Source organism: Streptomyces sp. NPDC051243 (assembly GCF_044455405.1).
In the GTDB taxonomy this organism is placed as follows: domain Bacteria; phylum Actinomycetota; class Actinomycetes; order Streptomycetales; family Streptomycetaceae; genus Streptomyces.
On sequence record NZ_JBITES010000016.1, the window covers coordinates 171,683 to 192,799 of the forward strand.

Annotated in this window: 9 protein-coding genes; 2 read left to right on the forward strand and 7 right to left on the reverse strand. The window is 70.2% G+C overall.

Features of this window, described 5'->3' with window-relative positions:
• Window position 1 precedes the first annotated feature (1 nt).
• The 4 genes from ACIBAG_RS35020 to ACIBAG_RS35035 are packed head-to-tail and all read right to left on the reverse strand — an operon-like array spanning window position 2 to window position 8,422.
• Window positions 2–1,303, reverse strand: a complete 1,302-nt coding sequence (locus ACIBAG_RS35020; RefSeq protein ID WP_399110821.1) for a TIGR02679 family protein — start codon at window positions 1,301–1,303, stop codon at window positions 2–4.
• Window positions 1,300–5,475, reverse strand: a complete 4,176-nt coding sequence (locus tag ACIBAG_RS35025) for a TIGR02680 family protein (protein ID WP_399110823.1) — start codon at window positions 5,473–5,475, stop codon at window positions 1,300–1,302. Before ACIBAG_RS35025 ends, ACIBAG_RS35020 begins: the two co-directional genes overlap by 4 nt.
• Window positions 5,472–6,815, reverse strand: coding sequence for a TIGR02678 family protein (locus ACIBAG_RS35030; RefSeq protein ID WP_399110824.1), 1,344 nt, complete (start codon window positions 6,813–6,815; stop codon window positions 5,472–5,474). The genes ACIBAG_RS35025 and ACIBAG_RS35030 overlap by 4 nt, the downstream gene beginning before the upstream one ends.
• Window positions 6,815–8,422 (reverse strand): TIGR02677 family protein, encoded by a 1,608-nt coding sequence (locus ACIBAG_RS35035; protein WP_399110826.1) that lies wholly within the window; start codon window positions 8,420–8,422, stop codon window positions 6,815–6,817. Before ACIBAG_RS35035 ends, ACIBAG_RS35030 begins: the two co-directional genes overlap by 1 nt.
• 688 nt (window positions 8,423–9,110) lie before the next feature.
• On the opposite strand from ACIBAG_RS35035, the gene ACIBAG_RS35040 reads away from it, so the two are divergent.
• A complete protein-coding gene (locus ACIBAG_RS35040; RefSeq protein WP_399110827.1) occupies window positions 9,111–9,239 on the forward strand; it encodes a DUF6408 family protein in 129 nt (42 codons plus the stop codon).
• Between the two features lie 52 nt (window positions 9,240–9,291).
• Here the strand turns inward: ACIBAG_RS35040 and ACIBAG_RS35045 are convergent, their stop codons facing one another.
• The 3 genes from ACIBAG_RS35045 to ACIBAG_RS35055 all read right to left on the reverse strand — a co-directional run bounded on the left by ACIBAG_RS35045 (window position 9,292) and on the right by ACIBAG_RS35055 (window position 19,761).
• On the reverse strand, window positions 9,292–11,298 hold the full coding sequence (locus ACIBAG_RS35045) for a DNA/RNA helicase domain-containing protein (protein WP_399110829.1): 2,007 nt from the start codon (window positions 11,296–11,298) through the stop codon (window positions 9,292–9,294).
• Between the two features lie 290 nt (window positions 11,299–11,588).
• Window positions 11,589–13,499, reverse strand: coding sequence for a DNA/RNA helicase domain-containing protein (locus ACIBAG_RS35050; RefSeq protein ID WP_399110831.1), 1,911 nt, complete (start codon window positions 13,497–13,499; stop codon window positions 11,589–11,591).
• Between the two features lie 721 nt (window positions 13,500–14,220).
• Window positions 14,221–19,761, reverse strand: coding sequence for an AAA domain-containing protein (locus ACIBAG_RS35055; RefSeq protein WP_399110833.1), 5,541 nt, complete (start codon window positions 19,759–19,761; stop codon window positions 14,221–14,223).
• 309 nt (window positions 19,762–20,070) lie between these two features.
• Between ACIBAG_RS35055 and ACIBAG_RS35060 the strand changes: the two genes are divergently transcribed.
• Window positions 20,071–20,406 carry a hypothetical protein gene (locus tag ACIBAG_RS35060; RefSeq protein ID WP_399110835.1) on the forward strand — a complete coding sequence of 112 codons (336 nt, stop codon included), beginning with the start codon at window positions 20,071–20,073 and terminating at the stop codon, window positions 20,404–20,406.
• The last annotated feature ends 711 nt before the right edge of the window (window positions 20,407–21,117 follow it).

Genomic DNA, 21,117 nt, shown 5'->3' on the forward strand with positions numbered 1-21,117 from the left:
GTCAGCTGAGGTCCTCCAGGAGCAAATCGAGTGCCGCCTCCTCGTGGAGGGCGACGCCCAGGGCCTCCATGGCCGGGGCCAATTCCGCATCCCACACAGCCTCTACGCGCGGGCCGGTGAGGAGGAGCTGCGGGGTGCCGTGAACCTGGGTGCGGGTGGCGAGGTACTCGTAGTCCCCCGTCCTCATGCGCCACGCCTGCGCGCCGTACCGCTCCAGGACACGATTGGCCAGCGCGATCCCCGGCCAGTCGAAGTCACCGTGGTACGCGAAGGCGCACCCGGCGGCGGCCAGCGCGTCCAACAGGGTGAGGACGACTGTCGTCGCGCTGCCCGAGGTGCAGACCAGCGGGCCGGTGCAGCCGGCGTCGGCGGCGGCTTCGACCACGCGTGGGTTCTCGCAAACGTGGATCCGGGCGCGGGACGGCATCTCCAGGTGCAGGGCACGCAGTTCGCGCAGGGTGAGATGGGTTTCCAGGTTGTGGTCCGCGCGTTCGCGCAGGGTTCTCTCGCCCCAGGTCGCGCCCGTCGGCCGCAGGCCGTAGGTGAGCACGGTGCTGGACACCTCGTCCGGGGTGACCGAGGCCAGGCGCCACAGGGCCCGGCGGCCCGGTGCGTCGACGGGGAAGTCGGTGCCGGACGCCAGGGCGATGCCGCGCAGGACCAGGCGGGAGAGCAGGGTGCCGTCGTCCAGGCCGTGGGCCGAGCCGGTGGTGCGGGTGGCCAACTCGCCGCGGCTCCAGACGGCGGGGGTGGGCTCTGCGGCGGGGCCGGGGAACAGCATGGCCAGGGTTTGGATCGCCTGCGTGAGGACCGTGGCCGCGGTGCTCCCGTCCTGGCGAGCGACCGTACCCGCACGCCGTGTCTCCTCCAGCCATCGGGCCGCCCAGGGCTGGGCCGCCAGTGGTGTGGCGGCGAGGGTCGCCTCCGCCGCGGACCACAGCCCGGTCCGTTGCGCCGCCGCCGCGTCCCTGGCCGCTCGGCGGTCGGTGAGGGCCGGGCCCAGTTCCGCCAGTGTCTCGGCCAGGCCGCGGCCGACCGCGCTGGCGCGCAGGCGGGTGTCCAGGTCCGGCAGGTGGATCGTGGCGGTGGAGGTGGTGAACGGTTTCGCGAGGAGGAGGGAGAGGGCCTCGCGTTCGTGTGCGTCCATGTGCTGGAGCTTGATCGTGCCGGTCGGTTGCAGGCCGTTGCGTTCGAGACGGGTGCGTGCGGCCGCCCAGAGGCGGGTGAGGCCGGGCCGGGTCAGGAACGCCAGCGTCTCGCCGTCCAGGGGCGGCGTCCCGTCCAGTGCTCGAGGGCTCGTCATACCGACACCAGCCGCCTCTGCCGCCCGTTCCAGGTGTAGTGGAGGGTCGCCACGCCTCTCACGTGCGGATCGCGCAGGCACTCGTAGATGTGCAGCGAGGGCACGTCGGGCCAGTTGCCGATCAGGCGTTCGCTCGTGAGGACGAAGTCCAGGTCCAGGTCGACCAGGATGCGGCCGAGGCGCGCGTGGGTGGGCTCGTCGACCTTGGCGAACGCGTCGTCCAGCAGGATCAGCCGAGGCGCGTGCGGGGCGGTTTCGGCGAGGCTCGTGAAGTGGGCGGCCGCGGCGGCGAAGAGGACCAGGTAGGACAGGACGCGTTGTTCGCCCTGGCTGAGGCCGGTGCGGCCGGAGAGTTTGCGGCGGCTGCCTGGGGCGGCGTCGTTGACCACCCAGGGGGTGAAGGTGAACCAGTCGCGGTAGTCGAGGGCGGTGCGCAGATGGGCCGCGTAGCCTGCGCCGGGGTCGGCGCGGCGGGCGTCTTCGATACGGCGCTGGAGCACGTCGCGAAGCTGCTCGGACTGGTCGCGGGTGCGCAGGCCGGACGGGCTGCGCAGGAGGTCGACCGCCGCCTGGACGTCGGCCTCCACGCCGTCCGCCAGCTTCCAGTCGAGCGTGACGCCCAGCCCGTGTGACGTCCGTACCGTGGACAGGGTGCCGTTCAGGGCGGCCACCAGGGCGCCCGCGGCCAGGACCTGACCGGAGAGGTGGTCGCCCAACTCTCCGGTCAGGAACCGCTGGAACACCTCGCGCTCACGCTCCGTCAGCCGTTCGCGGGCCTCGGCGGCCTGGGCGGCGATGCGCTCGCCGACCCCTGCGATGTCATGCGGGCCGTGGTCGTCGACGAGACGGCAGACCTTGATGCCGTCGTGTTCCTCCAAGGTGGCGTCGTAGCCTCCGGAGAGCTGGTCGCGCAGGTCGGTGTGACGGTTGAGGAGGGCGGTGTCGGAGAGGTCGCGCCGCTCGGCGTCCAGGCGGCTCCGTACGGCTTCCACGAGCCGGCGCAGCGCCTTGGTGCGGTCGGATGCGTGGTCCTCGGAGAAGTGCGCCTCGCCTTCCTCGTCCTGCGCCGTCATGTCGAGGCCCGCACCCCTGGTCACACCCGGCATGGCCAGCGCCGTACGCAGTCGCCTGCCAGTCGCGACCGCCTCGCCCTCCTGCGCGGCCAGCGCCTCCCGCCGTACTCTCTCGTCCTCCTCCGCACGCACGCGTTCGTCATGGACCTCTCGCAAGTCCCGCTCGGCACCAGGGAGTTGACGCCCCACCGCCTCCAGTCGTCGCTTCGCCCCGTCCTCGCGGGCGAGGATCTCCTGTTCCGGCGCATCCAGCGCTTCCTCCAGGCCCCGGACCGTGCGGTGGGCGGCGTCCAGGCGGGCGAGCGGCTCGGCGTAGTCGGACTCCGCTTCCCTAGTGGACGTCAGGGCGCGCTCGTAGCCTTCGCGGCTCTGGCGATGGGCGTCGGCGGAGGAAGCCACCGCACGCAGCCGCCTGCGCAGTCGTTCCGTGCCCGTGCCGAGGCGATCCAGACACAGGCGTACGGAATCGAGCGCGGCCGGGTCGACAGGAAGGTCGTTCGCGCTCGCGCTCGACTCGGCCTCACGCCGGGCGGCGACCGCGCGGGCGCGCGTCTGCTCCGCCTCGCGGGCGGCCGCGGACGCCTTGCCGGCCAGTACCTGTGCGGCGCGCTGGGCCTCGGTGGTACGGGCCCATGCGTCGGTCAGTGGGCGTGCCGCGGGCGGGTGGCTCAGCGTGTCGGCCACTTGCGAGCGGTGCTCCGTCAGGATCCGCAGGCCTCTCTCCTGCTCTGTCAGCTCCTGCTGTACGTCTGCGAGTTGCCGGTCGAGGTCGGCCAGGGCTCGGCGGCGGGTCTCGGCGCGTACCTCCGCGCCGACGTACTCCGCGGTCTGCTTGGCGTGACGGCCTCGGGCGACGCCCAGCTTCCAGGAGCCGTCAATACCGATCGCGGATTCCGCCGCGGTGCCCGTGGTCCCGTCCGTGACCAGGGCCACCGCGTGGAGCACGCGCTGGACCTGCTCGGTCGTCACCCCGCTGTCCGGTGCCATGACCGGGCGCAGCACCTCGGCGAGCGTTGGTCCGGCGGGCGGTGTGCCGGGCGTGAGGAGGGTGTCTCGCGTGGCCGGGTCCAGGACGGTGCCGTCGGCGCACACCCACGCGTCGAGCAGGCCGCTCGCTTCGAGTGCGGCTTCCAGGCCCGCCCGGGCCACCGGCTCCAGGCCCTCGGCGAAGTCCACGAGCCGGTACAGGGGTGCGCCGGTGCCGGGTGTACGGGGTGCCGAACGGTGGGGCGGGGGCGCGGGCTCGGGGTCGGTGCGGGCTTCCCAGTCGTTGCGCTCACGCCTCAGGCGGTCCTGTTCGGTGGCCAGCTCGCGGATCGCCACCGCACGCGCGTCGCGCTGTTCGCCCAGGTCCGCCAGCCACGGCTCGACGGCCGACCGGGCGGTGTCGGCCACCGCGTCGGGGGCGTGGGCGGGCAGCGGGCCCTCCGACGGGTCGTGGGCGGTCAGGACGTGTACGGCGTCGAGGGAGACGCCGGTGAGGCTTTGCAGCCGCTCGGTCCAGGTCCGCACGGCGCCCGCGTAGGCCTCCCCTTCACGTGCCGTCTCCTGCCGTCGGCGTCCGGCCCGCTCACGTGCCTCGTCCGCCTGCTCCTCCAGACGCTCCCGAGCGGCATCGGCCTCGTGCGCCGCTGCCTGGGCCCGGCGCGTCTTGTCGAGGAGCGCGGTCAGTTCACCCACGGCTCGGACGCGGTGCCTGATCACCGGCCCAGCGGCTTCCAGTTGGGTGTCCCAGGCGTGCAGGGCTCTCGCGCAGGCCTCCGTATCGACGGCCAGCACCTCGCCGTGCCGCACGAGGTGGAAGTCGCCGTCCGGGGACGTCAGTTCGGCCGCCGCCGCACCCGCGACCGGGGCGACGGCGACCACCGCGGGCTCGCCCAGATGCACGGGGTCGAGGCCGGAGCGCTCCGCCTCGCGCAGCAACTCGCTGTGTGCCGTGCCGAGCTCGACCAGTTCTCCGCCGAGCCTTCCGGCTTCTTCGGTGAGCCGCCGTCCTGTCTCTTCCTGACCGCTGTGGGCCTGGCGCAGGGCCTTGAAGGCGGTCGCCGCCGCGCTGTGCAGGGCGGTCACCGTGGCACGTTTCTCCCCGAGTTCCTGCAGGCTGCGGTAGGCGGCGCTGGCATGCAGGGCGGCGAGATCCGTCTCCGCCGCGTCCGCCTCCGCCCTGAGGACATCGAGGCGGGCGGCGCGTTCGTCCTCGCTCGTACGAAGCTTCTGCGCCTTCTTCGCCGCCTCGCCCGCCAAGCGTCGACGCTCCGCCAGCCGTTCCAGTTCGCCGTTCACCTCGTCGGCCCGGCGGCGCAGCGCCCCGTGCAGGTAGCCGCGGTAGCCGGTCAGGAAGGTCCGCAGCGCCTCGTCGGTCCGCTCCAGGCGCCCGAGGTCGGTGCGTACCGCGTCCAGGTCGTCGAGGTTGCGGGCCACCTTCTCCACGACCTCGTCGTCGAGCGCAGGCAGCGTCTCCGCGAGGACGGAGACCAGACCGCCGGAGTCGATGCGGTCGCCGATGGTGGGGCGCCGCAGGCGGTGCAGCAGGTGGAGCAGGTTGCGGTAGCGCGCCGGATCGGTGAGGCCGAACAGGTGGCGGGCGACGCGGGCCCGGTGCTCCACGGCACGGTCGGTGACGTTCTGCGGCCCGACGAGCGACTTGAGCTGGTCGACCGGCAGCGGCTGGCCGACCGGGGCCAGGTGCAGGTCCTCGCCCACCCGCAGCGGGGTGACGAAGAAGAACGGCTTGGCCGTCCTGGTCGACTGGGAGGCGCGGATCGCCACACCGAGGGTGAGGTGGTGGTCGTTCCCCTCCTCGTCCGTCCGCGTGAACTCCACCCACAGGTAGCCCAGCCGGTTGGTCTGCTCGAAACCGTCGAGCATCAACCACAAGAGCGTGGTCCGGCCGGTCCCGGTGGCATCCAGAGCGCGGGCGTCCCCGTCGAGGAGGTACGGCAGCAGCATCTCCAGGGCCTTGGACTTGCCCGCGCCGTTCTTGCCGCGCAGCAGCAGGCGGCCGTCGCCGAAGGAGAACTCCTGCTCGTCGTACTGCCAGACGTTGCGGATGCCGGCGCGGTGCAGGCGGTAGCGGTGCGGGGACTGGGGGTGGTTCACCGGGTCGGCTCCTCGGGCTCCTGGGAGACGTCGTGTGCTGGGGCCTGTTCGGTGCGGGACGCGACGGCCACGGTGGTGGCGAACCGGGCGGCCGCGGCGAGCAGCACCCACCCGCCCGCGCCTTCCTGCCCTCGGGCGCCCGAGACGTCCGTGACGGACCGGCCGTCCACCGCTGCGTCCTCGTATCCCTCGGGCAGGCCGTGGCCGTCGGCGCGCACCGGACCGGCGGGCGCCATCAGGCCCATGCGCACCAGAAGGTCGAGGACGGCGGCGAGCAGCCCGCCCCGGTCCTCCAGCAGGCCTCGCTGCCAGTTGCTGCGTCGCCCGTACTCCTCCACGAGCTCATCGAGCAGTTCGGGCAGCAGCCCACCCGGGACGGGCACGCCGATGACCAGCCTCCCGCCGACTGCGGGGTGGCCGGGATCCTCGGGGCGCAGCCGGTCGACCAGCCGGCCCACCAGCAGCAGCGCCGCCTGGGCGACGGTGCCGGTGCCGGGCAGGTGCAGGTCGGTGAGGTCGCCGTCCGGGTCGACGAGGGCGATGCCCTCGGCACGGATCTCCGCTTCCAGACCCAGAAGTTCGGAGAAGGCCTGGGCCTCACGCCGCTGCCGGGTCCGCAGCCATTCCCGCTCGGCGCCGGTGAGGTCGTCGAGGTGGACGGCCGGTGTCTCGACGAGGCGTCTGCGGACGTACGTACGCGGGCCGCCGAAGCCGGGATCGGCGGCGCGGCGTACAAGATCCGCTCCGTCGCGGCTCTGCGCCAGCGGTCCGGCGACGACCGCGCGGGCGATCTCGCGGTCCACGCTCAGCAGCGCCTCGCCGCCCCGCTCCTCGGCGACGGCCGACACGTGGCCCTCGGTCTCCGCCAGCACGCCCCAGTCGACGAGTTGGCGCAGCGCGGCGGCGAGCGTGCGCCGCTCCGCCTGACGCCCGGTGTCACTGATTTCGATCCCGGCGTCCACGGCCGTGGCCCTCAGGTCGGCGACGAGCTGGGAGAGCAGGAGCTGCTCCGGGGCGGTGACGAGGACCGAGAGGGCGAGGGCGAGGTAGGCGTACGTCCGTGGAGTGAACGGCGTGCCGGTGGACGGCCGCTCGAGGCGGTGGCCGCAGCCGGGGCCGAGGCCGGCCTTGAACAGGCGGGCGTACGACGCCTCGACGAGGAGTCGGTAGCCGAACACCTGCTGGAAGCGCTGGGCGAGCCAGTCGGCGTGGCGGCGGATCAGCGGGAAGGTGTCGCTGTGCGGGCCGTTACTGGTGACCAGGGGGTGGGCGAGCAGCAGGCGGGCGGCGGAGCGGCGTTCGGCGGCGAGTGCCACGTCGTAGGCGGAGGGCAGGGGCATCAGGCGCTCGCCTCCTCGGCTGCGGCGGGCGCCGAGGCATGCTCAACAGTCAGGGTGAGATCGTCCACGGTCAGGTCGCCGTCCGCAGACCGCAGGAGGGTGTGCCGACCCGGGGTGCGCCACGCCGTCAGTCTGATGCCCAGATCCGCATCGCCTGCCTGGGCGCCGTCGAGCTGGAAATCACCGGCCTCCTTGTGCAGTTGGGCGTTGCCGAGGGCGGCGGTAAGCAGTTCCAGCAGCAGCCGCATGGCCGCGGAACCCAGCCTGACCTGGTCGAACCGGCCGGATGCGCTGCGCAGTTCGGCGGCCGCGGCCTGGCGGGCGGCGGCCTGCTCGCGAGCCTCTTCCACGAGGCGGCGCTTCTGCTCGCCGTGGTTCTCCACCGCCGCGGCCCGCCCGCGCGGGGCCCGGCTGCCACGCTCGCGCAACGCCACCGGCACGTCCACGACGGGTCCGGTCCACCAGCTCACGTACGCCGGTACGGACCGGTCAGGGTCCGGCGCCACGCCCAGATGCCGTGCCCCATACAGCCCGAAGGCGGCGACCGCGATGTCGTGCGCCTCGTCCGGCTCCGCGGCGTCGAACCAGGCGGCGAGCCTGAGCAGGTCCTTGCGGCGGGACATCTCGCCCGACGCGGAGCGCAGCATCCGCTTGGCGTTGGCGAGCAGCGACTGCAGGGCGCGCAGGGTCGCGTCCCGGAGCTGGTCCACCTGGCTGCCGTGGCCGTCACTGTCGGCGAACCAGTCGCGCAGCCCCTCCCAGTCGGCCAACTCCCGTCCCCGGCTTCGCTGTACCCGCGTCTCGGGCAGCGCGTCCGAAAGTGCCCCCAGGCCGGCCGCATGGGCATCGATGCAGCTCAGCAGCGTGGGCAGGTGGGGCCAGATCGCGCGCAGATGGGCGGCGATGCGCGGGGCACGGAAGGACACGTCCTCGGTGATCGCCTCTACGTAGTCGAGGAGCAGTTCCTTGAACCCTTGATACTCGGCTCCGTCGAGGTCGTAGCGGGCGAGTACTTGTCCCAGGTAGGCGTAGAAGTCCCGTACCGACTCGGCGAATTCGGCGAACTGCGCGAAGAGGGTGCTGATCTTTTCCAGTGCCTGCTGCGGGTCCGCGCCGCCCGGCGCGGCGGCCAGGACCGCGATCTCTTTGAGCCCCCGGTCGACGAGGGTGAGCAACTCACTGCTGACCTCACGCGCGGCGTCCGCTCCCGCCAGCACCTCGTCGGCGTCGCGCTGCACCCGTTCGCCCAGTTTGGACAGCTGGTAGCGGGAGCGGGAGCGTTGGTACTCGGCGATGCTGGTCGCCGTGACCGTGTGCGTGCTGCGCAGCAGATTGCCCCAGCGCACGAGCTGTTCGAGTCGAGCGGTGAGTGTCTCCGCGTCGAGCGCTGCCGCCGAGTGATCTGCCTGTGCCAGCTTGGCGCGCACGTCGGGTACGGCGAGGTCCGCGAGCAGGGTGCCGCAGAACACCCGCATCACCGCGACGTACTCCAGCCGCTCGGGCGCGCTGAGGTAGGCGTAGGCACTCAGCCGCTGCCAGGTCTCGGCACCGCTCTCCCCGTCTGGCCGCTCATCATGTGATTCTTCGCGCAGTTCGTCCCCCACCATGCTGTCGAGCGTACGGACCGGCACTGACACTCCGAAGAAGGTTCGGGGAATCCGGCTTGGCCGTGTGGGCTCTCGGGCTCGGGCATGTTCACCCCGCCGATGGCCGGGGCGGCGAACGTGGCTGCAGCCCGGACTCCGGTAGTGGGTGGTGCTGCTGGCCGGCGCCGCGTTCGACCCGCATGCCTGTTCCCCGCTCCTCGTGTCCCACAAGGGCGACCGTTCCCCACGGTCTAACCCTTGACGCAGATCCCAATGGCTGGCCACGCCATGAAAAGAGATGGTGAAGGACGGGAGTGCAGGACATTCCCTCCTTATCACCCGACTCCGGTGAGTTGTGGTGCGCGGACCACCAATATCCTGGAGCCTCGCCCACGCTCTCAGATGAGGATGCGCAAACTCCACACAGCCGAATGTCATCGCGATCGACGCGTCCAGTTCGGCGCCATCGCTTCCGGCGCCCGGGCGGAGATGCCGTGGCGTCCAAAAACCGATCTGCGCCAACTGGCGTGTGCACTAGTGTGGTTGCCCGCTGCGCACCTTCCCGGAGGGTACGTCGACGGTGTTCCAGGTGCCGGTCCTCGGCGCTGAGCGACGAATGGTCTCCATCGCGTGACACACGCGATGTGACTGCGGATGCCCGGTAGGGCGATCCCTGCCATTCCCAGCTCACGCTCAGGAGTGGAGACCGATGAACCCCGTTGAGTACAAGCCTGCACGTCGTGACCGGATTCGTCAGATTCTGGTCGACGTCACGGTGGGAGTCATCACCAATCTGGTGGTGACGGCCCTTGCCGTGGTAGCGCGCCTGGTCTTCTGACCGGCAGGTGGCGGGCCCGGGAGCCCGCCACTCCGCCTACCGGTCCACCGTCTCAGAAGAGAAACATCTCTCCGGGCGGAGTGCCCTTCTTCTGACGCTTCCTGCGGCGGCGCCCTCCTCGGCCGGGTCGGGGCAGATGTGGCTGTCGCGCCTGCTCCGGCAGATTCTCCCAGGTGGGTCGCAGACCGTGTATCTCGACGTCGCCGACGAGCCCCTTCAGGTAGTCCCGGGTCTCCTCGTCCGTGGAGTAGAGCACGGTCGCCCGGCTCGCCCGGGTCATCAGCACGTGGTACGCGTGCCGGACAAGGCGGGCGAACTCGTCGTCGTCCACGCTCTTCGGCTTCACCTTGGGATCGAACGACCCGGGAACGGCTACCCGCTTGACGCCCGCCTCCTTGTCGGCCGTCTCCTTGCCCCGGCGGAACACCCAGCGGTCGCCCCGGCGCACCATGTCCTCGCCCATGATCACGCCGCACCAGTCCCACTCCAGGCCCTGCGCGGTGTACACACAGCCGATCTGGCCGAGGCCGTTCTCGTGCACGGACCAGATCTTGGAAGGCGGGACGGTCTTGTTCTCGCAGAAGGAGTCGCTGTCCGCGTTCCACGGGCGGTGCCAGTCACCTATCCGGACGTCGGGCTCAAGTCGCTTGTCCTTGCCCAGGGGTTTCGTCCAGGGCCAGCAGTAGCCGGCGACCATGCGCGCGGACGCTCCCGCCCCGGCCTCGGAACGTATGATCCGCTCGAGTTCCTCCGGGCTGTCCACGACCTCGACATGCATCAGCCCGTCCGGGGTCCACGGCTCCGGCTCCGCGTCTGACACTCCCAGCGCGCCGCGCACCCAGCGGATGTAGGCGTCGCTGCCGCCGCACCGGAACTGTTCGCGCAGGCGGCACCGGACCAGGTGGGCGTCGTAACGCCGTGCCGCGTCCTCCACGAGGGCGGCGGTGCCGACCTCCTGCGGGCGCACGGACTGGCCCTCGTCGAGGAAGAACACTGTCAAGCGGGAAGCGTCGAGGAGTTCGTCCACCTGAGGCTTGGTCCCCCAGTCCTCGGGTTTCCAGAAGCGGTTGGTCGAGCGGTCGCGCAGACGGTGGGCCTCGTCGCAGATCAGCACGTCCAGAGGCGGGTCGGGCGGGGTGACGAAGTTGCTGAAGTAGGTGAAGGTCTCCTTGAACTCCCGGTCGCCGTAACCGACATGCTCCTGCAGGGCGCCGTTGAACGCCCTGCTCCCGCTCGCGTACTTGACCGTGCGGCCCTCCGCCTCCAATGCGGCCTTGAGCTGGAGGCCGATGGCGCTCTTGCCCGTGCCGGCACCGCCCGTGACGAGGAACACCACCCGTCGATCGTCGGGGATGAGCGCGGGCCGCCGGGGATCGGGAAGCACCTTGGCGGCCGTGTCGAGGATCTGGTCCGCGACCTTCTTCTGACGGCCGCGCAGGGTGAAGACCGTGTCCTCGCCGCTGGAGCGGATCATGGCGTCGAGCAGCGGGGTGTTGCGCAGGCCCATGCTCCGTAGCAGGATCTCGGCCGCCGAGTCGGCACCGTCGGCGGCGAAGCTGCTCCGCAGGTCCGACAGCAGTTGGGCGCGGCGGTCGCTGGTGTAGACACGGGCGTAGGAACCGGTCGGCGCGTCCACGCCGACCAGTGGGAGCACTGCGGCATCGGTGGCGTTGTGCAGATAGGCGAAGCCGCCACACTCGAAGTCCAGTCCGTGCAGCGGCCCTCTGTCACTCGTGAACGCCTCGTAGTACTCCCGCAGTTGCAGTGCCGGATGCTTCTTCTCCCCCATACCGGGGACATGCACCAGTTCCGCGGTGGCTCGCTCCACCCGGGTCACCGTCGACCAACGCTTCAGCTCGACGAGTTGGACGGACAGCCCGTTCTCTTCGGGATGATGGCCCACGAGGACGACGTCGATGAGCCGCGGGTCGCCGGCGCGGTCGGTCTCGTCGAGCGTGGCCGCGCACTCGACGATCATCTCGACGTTCCCACGGTCGGCGGCGACCAGATCTTCGGCAAGATGCACCAGGCTCTCCGCCCAGGCGGAACGTTCGGTCAACGAAGCCTCTGTGCTGAGGAAGTGCTTCCATCTCGCGGCGAGGTGGGGCACCATACGGCGCCTTGAGTTCAGGTTCAGCAGATCCTGCGCTGCCAGTTTCAGCAGGAGCATGGACACGAGGTGGATCCCCCAGGGCACGAGTGACTCGTGCGGATGGGGGCGTGTCCACGTGGGGAAGCCCGTCGGGCCGCAGTTACGCCTGGGATCTTATGGAAGCGACGTCCCGTCCCGGCCCATATGACACATCAGTCGGCTGGAAGCACGGACAATCATGGCCGGATATCACGTGCTCACGGCCGCAGAAGGGGTTCCTCGGTCGTGGCAGGCCGTGGCTCCGGTCGGCCGGACACCAGTTCCCGTAGCTTCGTTCGGGTCTCCGGGTCGGTCGAGTACACGATCGTGCCGACCATCCCCCGCGTCAGCAGCACTTTGTACGTGTTCCGAATGAGACGGTCCACGTCGGTGTCCGGTGTGGACTTCTTGAACACCGGGTCCTTGGACGCGGTGCGGTCGGTGACCCAGCGGTCGCCCCGCCAGACCAGGTCGGGACCGATGATGACGCCGGACCAGTCGTACTCGAACCCCTGAGCGGTGTAGACGCAGCCGATCTGCCCGAAGCCCGCAGGGTCGGTGGCCCACAGCGCGGACGGGGGCGCGCCGGAGACCGACCGGTCCCCGCGCAGGTTCCAAGGCCGGGCCCAGCCCCCGATGACGACGTCGGCAGGCAGGGGATCGCCGGGCTTGGGCTCAGGGGACCACCGCCAGCAGTAGCCCGCGGACATCCGGGCACCGTATTTCTCGGCGCGGCGGGCGTCGAGGAACGCCTCCAGTTCTTCAGGGCTGTCGGCGACCAGCAACTGCATGCGGTCGTCGGGCTCCCACACGACCGGCCCGCCGGGCTCGAGGCCGAGGAGCCGGACCACCCAGCGCAGGTAGGCATCACTGCCTCCACAGCGGAACTGGCTCTCCAGGGGGACGACATGGCACTCGATGCCCCGTCTGCCCGCGGCCTCACGGATTTCGTCCACGGTGCCCATCTCGCCGGGACGCACCACTTGGTGCTCGTCGAGGAAGAAAACCGGTACATGGGCGACGTCGATGAGTTCGTCGATCTGTGCCCTGCCGGTCCGCAGTGCCGCGCGGGTGTAGCGGTTTGCGGAAGTCTCCCGGATGCGGTGCGCCTCGTCGCAGATCAGGGCACCCAGGCTGTTCTTCTCCGTGGTCATGAAGCTGTTGAAGTACTTGAAGAGATCCTGGACTTCCCGTTTCCGGGAGCCGGCCACCTTGCGCATCGTCTTGGTGAACGACTGCGAGCCGGTCGCGTGGACGGCGGCCACACCCCTCCGGTACAGCTCGCCGAGCAGTTGGAGCGCGATCACGCTCTTCCCGGTACCGGGACCGCCGGTGACGATGACGACTTCCTTGTGGTCAGCGCGCTTCGCCCTCTCCACCGCGTTGAGCACCATGCGGTAGGCGACCTGCTGCTCGTCGAGGAGGACGAACTGCTGTCGCTCCCGCACCTCCTGAGCTGCCACGGACATCAACTGCTTCGACGGCACGGTGGCGCCCGCGAGCAGTTCGTCCGCCGCACGGGCACCGGGCTGCTGGTCGCTCAGCCTCGACCGGAGGTAGTCCAGGAACGCACCGCGCCCCTCCCCCGTGAAGAGCCGTCCCTGCCCGTCGCGCTCGATCTCCCGCAGCCCCGCCACCCCAAACTCGGTGGCGTTGTGCAGAAAGGCCACTCCGTGGATCCGCTCGCCGTGCTCAGCCACCGCGCCGTTGAAATTGACCAGGTAGTCGCAGTATCGCCGCACCTGCTCGATCGGGTTGAGCACGGGGTGCGCGTAGGCGTCGACATGGCACAGGGTGGGGTCATCCTCGTGCGGAGCCGCCTGGCTCCACTGCTTCAGCTCCACCACAACGTAGGACGGCTCCTGCGTGACCGGGTGCAAGCCGGCGAGGACGACGTCGGCACGCTTGCTGTTCAGCGGTAGCGCGTACTCCAGCATGACCTCGACGTCGCCCAGGCCGGCGTCGTTGAGCGCGGCGGTCAGAAGCGGGATGCTGCGCTCCCAGGAACGCATCTCCGAGGCTCCGGGCCGGTAGCCGTGCATGTGGACGAACTGCTCGGTGAGGTGCAGGAACAACGAACCGTCGAGTGCCATGACGGCGACCGTTTTCGCGGACGCGCGGAACAGCAAGGACTTCCCCCAGGCAGCACGAAATGACTCGTGCGGGTGGGGGCATGTCCTTCAAGACTCCACCGGGGCGGAGCGGAAGCCCGTCGGGCCGCGTTGACGACGTGTTTGAGGGTACCTGGCGGTGCTGGCAGACACGGTGCCCGGCCTCCCCTGCCACCGCCCACATATCCATGGTCATCAGTCAGCGGTGCGTTTGTGTCGGCACCGTGCCGACTCGCTATTCCGGGGCGTCCGGTTCTTCGTGATCCGGAGAATATGGGCTATGGCCTGTGGAAATGCAGGCGGCAGACGAGTCGGGCTATACGCCGGGTTCTGCTCCGTTCAGGGAACGATCACGCTCTGACCTGTACGTTTATGGGCATCCGGCGGCGGGCTCAGCCTTTGTGATTTCTCAGGGACTTTCAGCCGAGGTCCGTGGACCACGCCTCGATGGCGGACAGTCCCCGCGGGCTGGCCGGCGGCATAAAGTGCGTGTGCGTCCGGAGGGTGAACGCCGGGTCCGAGTGCCCGAGCCACTTCGCGAGCGAGATCGACTCCCATACACGCGACGGCTTCTCGCCCGGTTGCCGCTTGGGCAGCGGCGGGATGACTCCCACGTCGGCGAGCGCGGGCTTCCATGCCTTGAGCTGAAACCGATCACCTCCCCCTGACGGAGCCCGCACCCGACCCTGAGGTCGACCGGGATCCGGGCACGGCGGTGCCTGCGGATCCCGCACAGCTCTCAGTCCTGGATGTACCGGACGACGACGCGCATGCGGGTGCCCCGCTCCATCTGCCAGCTCACCTCGTCCCCCACCTCTCGCCACATCAGCGCCTTCCCCAATGGAGTATCGGGGCTCAACCGCTCCGCCTCATTACCCGCGAGCATCGCGATCTCGTACGTCATGATCCCGGGCTCGTCCGGGTCCTCAACTCCGACGAGGCTTCCCGGGACGACCATCGTCCCTCCCGTCAGGGAGGAGTCAGGGACCACCTGGTCGAGCACGGCACGCAGGTGGCTGCGCCGCTCCTGCAGGGCTTGGCGCCGCCGGTCGTGGTCGGCGAGCTGGGCCTTCCTGGAGGACGAGTCCACGGCCACGATTTCCGGAAGCGGCTGGTCCAGCGCGTCCTGCACGCGCTGGAGCTCGCGCTGCACCCGTCGATGAGCGGCGATGCTGAACCGGTCGATCGGGAGACGGAGGGAGGACCCGGTACCGCCGGGCACCGCGGATCCCGTGACGGCGGCGGGTTCGTCGCCGCGGGTTGGCTGGCGCGGCACAGCCGGAAGACCCTTCACCGGGGCCCGGTCGGCCGCCGGTCGTGCACGCAGCAGTTCTGTCGTACGGCCGTCGGAAGCTCCTGAGGAGCCGGGTGCGTGGTGCCGCGCCAGCCCCACCTGACCGTCGTCTCCCAGTACGGGTATGTCGGCATGCGCGATCGCGGCGCGGATCATGGCATGCGCCTCGGGGTGGGCGACCCGCACGACGGCATGCCCCTCGCGCAGGATGTCCACGGCATCGGCCCCCGGGAAGCCCGGCGCACCCGCTCCTGCGAGAAACCGTGCCGTCCCGCGCACGGTCGCCCGCATGCTGAACGCATGCTGGGCCGCATTGACCTCGTCGCGGTGCAGCCGTGCAACGGTCACGAATCGGGGCTGCGCCTCGTCCGTGCCGTGCGTGGGCTCGAGTTGGATGTTGTGTCGCCCGACGGACGGGGCAGCAGAGGGGGCGGGCTCCGCGTTGCCGGTGGGTACGACGTCGCCGTCGTCTGTCGGGACCGTGCTGCCTTCGCCGGTCGGGCCCATGTGGCTGTCCTCAGCGGCTCGGTTTGCGGGTGGGTTCGCCGCCGACTCGATACCGAGTCGGTCGAGTTCCGCCCACAGCGGTTCGAGTGCCCGTTCCGGGGCGAGGAAGAAGCGGCTACCCCGGATGCGGACGAACGTCCAACCCACGCGCTCCAGTTCGCGCTGGCGTGCCGCGTCCGCGTCGGCATTCTCCTCCGTGTGAAACGCGTCGCCGTCGCACTCCACGGCAAGGCGTCTGCTGCCGCCCTCGACGACGAGGTCGATGCGGTAGCGGCCGGCGGGATACTGCGGCCGCACCCGGTAGCCCCTGGCCCGCAGGGCCAGGTAGACACGCTGCTCGAAGAGGCTGTCGAAGGCCTCGTGCGGAACGTCAGGCCGGACCTCGCCGAGTCCGAGGCCGTCCTGTTCCTCGGCCGGGCGGGAGAACCAGTCCAGATAGGCACGCCGCAGATCGGACTCGCCGAGTTCGGTGAGGGTGAAGCTGTGGAACAACCACACCTGGTCGCGGGCGCGGGATGCGGCCACGTTGAGGTGCTGCCGGTTCAGGGAACTGCTGAAGGAGCCGACGCGGCGCGGCCCGTCGGGACCGGTGAGCGACACGACCGTACTGATGAAGACGATGTCGCGCTCGTCGCCCTGGAACTCCTCGGCGTTGCCCACGCGCAGGCGTCGGCGCTGTCTCTCATCCAACGGGATCCGGTCGGCCAGCAGATCTTCGATGAGGTACTTCTGCCCCGCCCCGAGCAGGGTGATCACGCCCATGGTGCGCCCCGCGTAGGCGGGGTCGGCGATGCGCCGGGCGACCTCTTCCACCAGCCGCACCGCCTCGGGCCGGTTGACCTGCTTCTGTCCACTGCCTTCGACGTAGCCATCGGGCACATGCACCGGTCGCAAGGGCGGCAGCCGGTCGGCGCCGTACTGTCGCAGTGGCTGAAGCCGGCGGCCGTAGCAGAGCTCGTTGGAGAATCCGATGATCTCCGGCATGCACCGGAAGTGTTCCTGGAGCATCAACCTGCCGCGGCCTCCGGCCAGACCGGACGCGATGTCGAAGAGGCTGGCGGTCGGGGTGAACAGGTTACGGCGGGCGGCGGGCAGCTCGGCGAGAAGCCGTCGCTGGAGTGCGAACTGCTCGTCGTGGTCCACGCCTACCTGGGCGGGACTGACCTGCTGGTCGTCGCCGACGACAATCACCTTCGCGCCCAGCCAAGCGAGCAGCAGCGCCTCGGGGCCGGACTGGCTGGCCTCGTCGACGATCACGACGTCGAATCGCCCGGCTCGGTCCATCGGCACGGTTTCGGTCACCTGGTGCAGCGGCATGATCCAGGCGGGCACCGCCGCCTGGCTGGCCTGAAGACTCTCACGGGCCTGTCTGCGGTAGGTGGCTGCGTACTTGCCGGTGCCCTTGCCCAGTTTGCGGACGTTCTGCTGGTACGAGGTAAGGGCCACGGCCTGGTCGTCCGTGAGCCGGGACAGACAGCTGAACCAAGCCTTGTCGGCCGCCAGCCGTTCCAGGCCGATGCGAATCTCGACGTCCGCCTCGGCGAGCAGCCGCAACTGCCGCTCCTCGGCCTCCGGGTCCGTCAGCTCCGTCATACGGTCGTACCAGACCGACCACGCCCACGCGGCCTCGAAGTCCGCGAGCCGGGTGTCCCACTCGTCGTCCTCAGGTGTGGATTCCAGGCCGTCTGCGAGGTCCGGGAGTTCGGCCACGACCAGCCGGTATGCGTCGTCGCACGCCTTCTTGCGTGCCAGCGCCTCCCGCAGGTCGTCCACGTCGTTCACCGCCGCGCTGTAGGCCGCCGGATCGCGGGACTCGACTGCGGCGCGGGCCCGTTCGAGGGCTGCCGAGGCGCCCCTGCGGTGTGCCGCAGCGCGCAGTACGCGCAGGGCCTCGTCGATCAGGGCACGGGCGGGGTCGGCGGCCCGGCGTGCCGCTCTGGCCCGCAGGATGCTCCGGACGGTGTCGGCCCGGTCTTGGTTGTCCCAGTCGAGGCCTGCTAGTCCCGGCGTGGCCGAGGTCGCGTGAACCACGGCGTGGCGCAGGTCGGCGAGGGTGGTCAAGGCGGTGAGGGTGGCGAGGTCCTGGCGCAGGCGGGCGGTGCGCCGAGCTGTGGCCTCCCACGCGTCGGGGCCGTCGCCCCACTCCCGCTCTATGTCCTGAAGGTGCCGCTCCAGCGTGACGCGGTGCAGCACGGCGGACGCGGCGGACGCTGTCTCCACAGCGCGGCCGTCGACCCGAACGGTCTCGGGGAAGGCGCCGACCGCTTTGCGCAGCCGGGTCTTCAGGCCCATGGCCCCGCGCAGTTTCTCGCCGGACGTGAGCCCGTCCCGGAGGGTGGCAGCCAGCCCGAGCGCCGTCGGCACGTCGTACGCCTCCAGCCCAGTGACCAGCGCGGAGCCGAGTGCACGCGCCGCCTCCTCGATCGCGGTCAGGGCCGCGGTGGTGCGCTCGTGGCGGCTGCGCGCGCCGAGATCCTGCCCGGCGAGGATCTCGTCGCGCAGTTCGGCGGCCCAGGCGGCCGGCATCGAGGTGGACGCCCGGGCCGCTGCGGTGAAGTGGTCGAGTGCGCTGGTCAGCTGGTTCTGCTGTTCTGGGGTGAGGGCGGACACGGCGTCGTCGAGGCGGGAGAGGGAGCCGTCCTGCCGGAGTGCGGCGAGGTCGGCCTCCGACGTCTTGATCGTCTCAACCGCCTCGGCGAAGGCGGGCGCTGTGGGCAGCTGCCCGGGCTCGGGCAGTGCGGCGCTGACCGCTGCGGCGAGAGTTCGGTGTCGGTCGGTGAAGGCGAGCGCCGCACGGCGCAGGCGCGTAAGAGCCTCGGCATCCAGCGTCGGGGATTCGGCGGGAACGGCGCCGATCCAGCCGAACCGCGTGTACTCCTCGGCGAGCCGCTGGGCGATGCGGGCCAGGGTTCCCTCGTATGCGCCGATCTCGGCCGGATGGTGGTATGTCTCCTGCTCCCGCAGTGCTCGCAATGCCTTCAGGGCGAGCGCCTGCGCAGACCGAGCGGATCTGAGGCGCTCTTCGTGCTCCTGGATGCGTCGTCGGTACGCCCGTGAGGAGAAGTCGCCCTGCCGGTCGAGGATGGCCTTGACGGACTGCTCCAGTTCCAGTTGCCCGGCTCCGTCGTCGGTACGACTTACGCACAACTCGCGGATGCCAGACGGGAGTTTGTCCTTCAGGACCTTCAGGGCACGTGCCGTATGGCTGGTGATCAGTACGCGGTTGCCATGCGCGAGAAGGTCGGTGACCAGGTTGGCGATGGTGTGCGTCTTACCAGTGCCGGGCGGTCCCTGGACCACGACGAGATCCCGATCCCGAAGCCGCTCGGCGATGGTGCGCTGTTCGTCGTTGGAGGGCAGCGCGAAGTACAGCTCCGGCGGCGGTCCCGCAGCGTCACCGCTGCCTGGTTCGCTCGGTGGGCGGTCACCGTCCGCACCAGCGATCGCCCGCAGCAGAGCGGTGGGCTCGGCGCCCTGCTCGATGGACAGGGCGACACTGCGGAGTGCTTCGAGCATGCTGCGCCGGGTGCGCTCCCTGAGCAGCAGCACCGGCGCGAAGCTGACGACCGGTACGGCGGGGTCTCCCGCTGCCCGGTGCCGATTCAGTGCGCGGTCGAAGCGTCCTGCTTCATGGGCCGCGATGATCCAGGTGGTCAGGGCCCGGTGCAGATGGTCGGCGAGCTGCGGATCCGTGGTGTCGCCGGCGGCTTCCAGCTCCTGCCGTACGAGGGCACGGATTTCCGCCCGCGCCTTCTGCCCTGCGTCGAGCATGGACTCCTCCAGCACCGGGCTGCCGTGCTCGGGGTCGGGCCCGACGGTGATGGCTCCGGTGTCGGAGTCAATGGTGATGACGGCCCGGCAGGTGACGAGATGGCGACGGATCGGCTCGCTCTGCGCCGACCAGGTGAGGTAGCCGAATCCGACGACCAATTCGAGGCTCTCGCCGAGTTCGGAGGCGTCCACGCACAGGCGGTAGAGGCGGTCGTAGGCCCGTACGACGGGCTTCATGACGCGGTCGCGACGTGCCCACCCTTCCCATTCACGGGACCAGGCACGGTACTGGGCGTACACGGTGTCACGCTGAGGCGAGTCGGCCAGGGACACGGTGATGTGCCGGGTGCGTGCGCTTCCCTCGGCGGAGATCTCGTCCGCCGGTATGTCCGTCTCGGCCAGCAGCTCGGGGGGCGTTTCCCTCGCCGAGTCGCGGATCTCCCGGTCGTTTAGCCAGTGGGCGAGCGGCAGCAGTGGAACCGGCGGTTCGTGCCGTACGGGGCGATCGGCCCGCAGCCACAACGGCGTGTCGCCGGGGACGGCGTCGGTGAGGAAGGAGCTGAACTGCGCGGGCAGGTCGGCGAACCACACCTGGTGTCTGGCGTCGTCGTGCGTCCGCACCGGCTTGGTGCGGCTCTCACCCACCTCCGCGAGGTAACGGAAGACGTGGCGGACAACATCGTCGGGCGTCACCGCGGATGCGGACACGAGTCACCTCGCTGAACTGATGGAACTAAAGCATGAAGATTGTGCGCATCCTATGTGCGTAGCGCGTCGGAGAGGGCGGATATCGCCTCTGATGAGCTGCGACGTCATCAATGAACAGACAGTGGATGCACGTCCAAGCTGGCGCGTGCGACTCGAAGGCTGCATGCATTGCGAGCCGGGGGTCTCGGCGTCTTCTGATTGCGTCCCGACGCTGCCTGTTGCGGCCTAACGAGCCGTGCCGAGACGGTTGCGGAATGTCTCAACCAACAGGACGGTGCTCGGCGCGTCGCCGGGCCCAGAGTGCGGGCCATGCTCCACACCCGCAAGGCGTGGGCGTACGCGGCGATGGGCCGCACCGCCACCTTCCAACGAGCCACCACCCAGGCAGCCGAGGCAATGATGGATGCCCAGCCGGGCGAAGAGCCGTACTGGATCGCCTACTTCAACGAGGCCGAGCTCGCCATCACCCCTGGCGGTCGACTCCTCGACCTAGCCGACCTGACCGGGTTCCCCTCCATCCCGCTAGCCTTCGACGCGTGCCCCATCAGCGTCGACCTCGACAAGCTGTTCCCCAAACGCTCCTCGTTCGACGTCTACGGGCGGAGTTCTGGAGCAGGAAGCCGTCCACCGCCGACAAAGGCATAACAGTTGTTGTTGACTAGTCGCCAGTAGTCAGGTGGAGCCTTCTGGCGACCGAGACGGAGAGGGCACCGCTTAGGGTGGCTCCGGAGTCAGCCGTACGTGTGCTTTGGCGGCCGGCCTGCGGCGCTAGGCTCAAGGTATGCCGAACGCGCGCGACCTCGACGGACGAATGGTCCTCCCCCGCCAGCGACTTGATGCGTTGGGCGAGATACTGCGTCTTCGGGCGGAGACCATGGAGGCTGGCAAGCTGCCGCACCCTGAGGACTGGCCGCTTCCGTTGTGCCCAGAGTGCCACGGTGCCGTGCAGGAGTGGGTTTCCGGCAGTGGCGTCGGCTTGCCAACCAGCTACTGGTTCTCACCGTGCGGCCACGGCATTGTCGCCGACCAACCGTAGGGCCTTCGTAGCAGTACGACAGCGGCCGGCCCTGAAAACGGCAGCCACTCAATGCGCGGCGCAGCAGCAGAACGAGCCGCGGCGCGTGTAGCAGCGTGGACGCCCGACGCATCGGCACGACTGCCCGCAGTTCACCGGCTCGGTGTGCAACGTGACCTCGTCCGGGTTGCCCGGTTCGTACGCGACGTGGCAGTCCCGGCAGGCAACCCACCCAGGCGGGAGGTCTTCAGCGCATGGCGTCGGAGGCGGCTCCATGGCCGGCGATGGCCTGAGGTCCCGCTGCGTGTCCGGGTCCTCATCCTCGAAGAGGCGAAACACCT

What these genes read in the sequence shown, in the direction of transcription:
- ACIBAG_RS35035 (WP_399110826.1), bottom strand. Translation starts at nt 8,422, where the DNA reads ATGGTGGGGGACGAACTGCGCGAAGAATCACATGATGAGCGGCCAGAC.
- ACIBAG_RS35060 (WP_399110835.1), top strand. Translation starts at nt 20,071, where the DNA reads ATGCTCCACACCCGCAAGGCGTGGGCGTACGCGGCGATGGGCCGCACC.
- ACIBAG_RS35030 (WP_399110824.1), bottom strand. Translation starts at nt 6,815, where the DNA reads ATGCCCCTGCCCTCCGCCTACGACGTGGCACTCGCCGCCGAACGCCGC.
- ACIBAG_RS35020 (WP_399110821.1), bottom strand. Translation starts at nt 1,303, where the DNA reads ATGACGAGCCCTCGAGCACTGGACGGGACGCCGCCCCTGGACGGCGAG.
- ACIBAG_RS35040 (WP_399110827.1), top strand. Translation starts at nt 9,111, where the DNA reads ATGAACCCCGTTGAGTACAAGCCTGCACGTCGTGACCGGATTCGTCAG.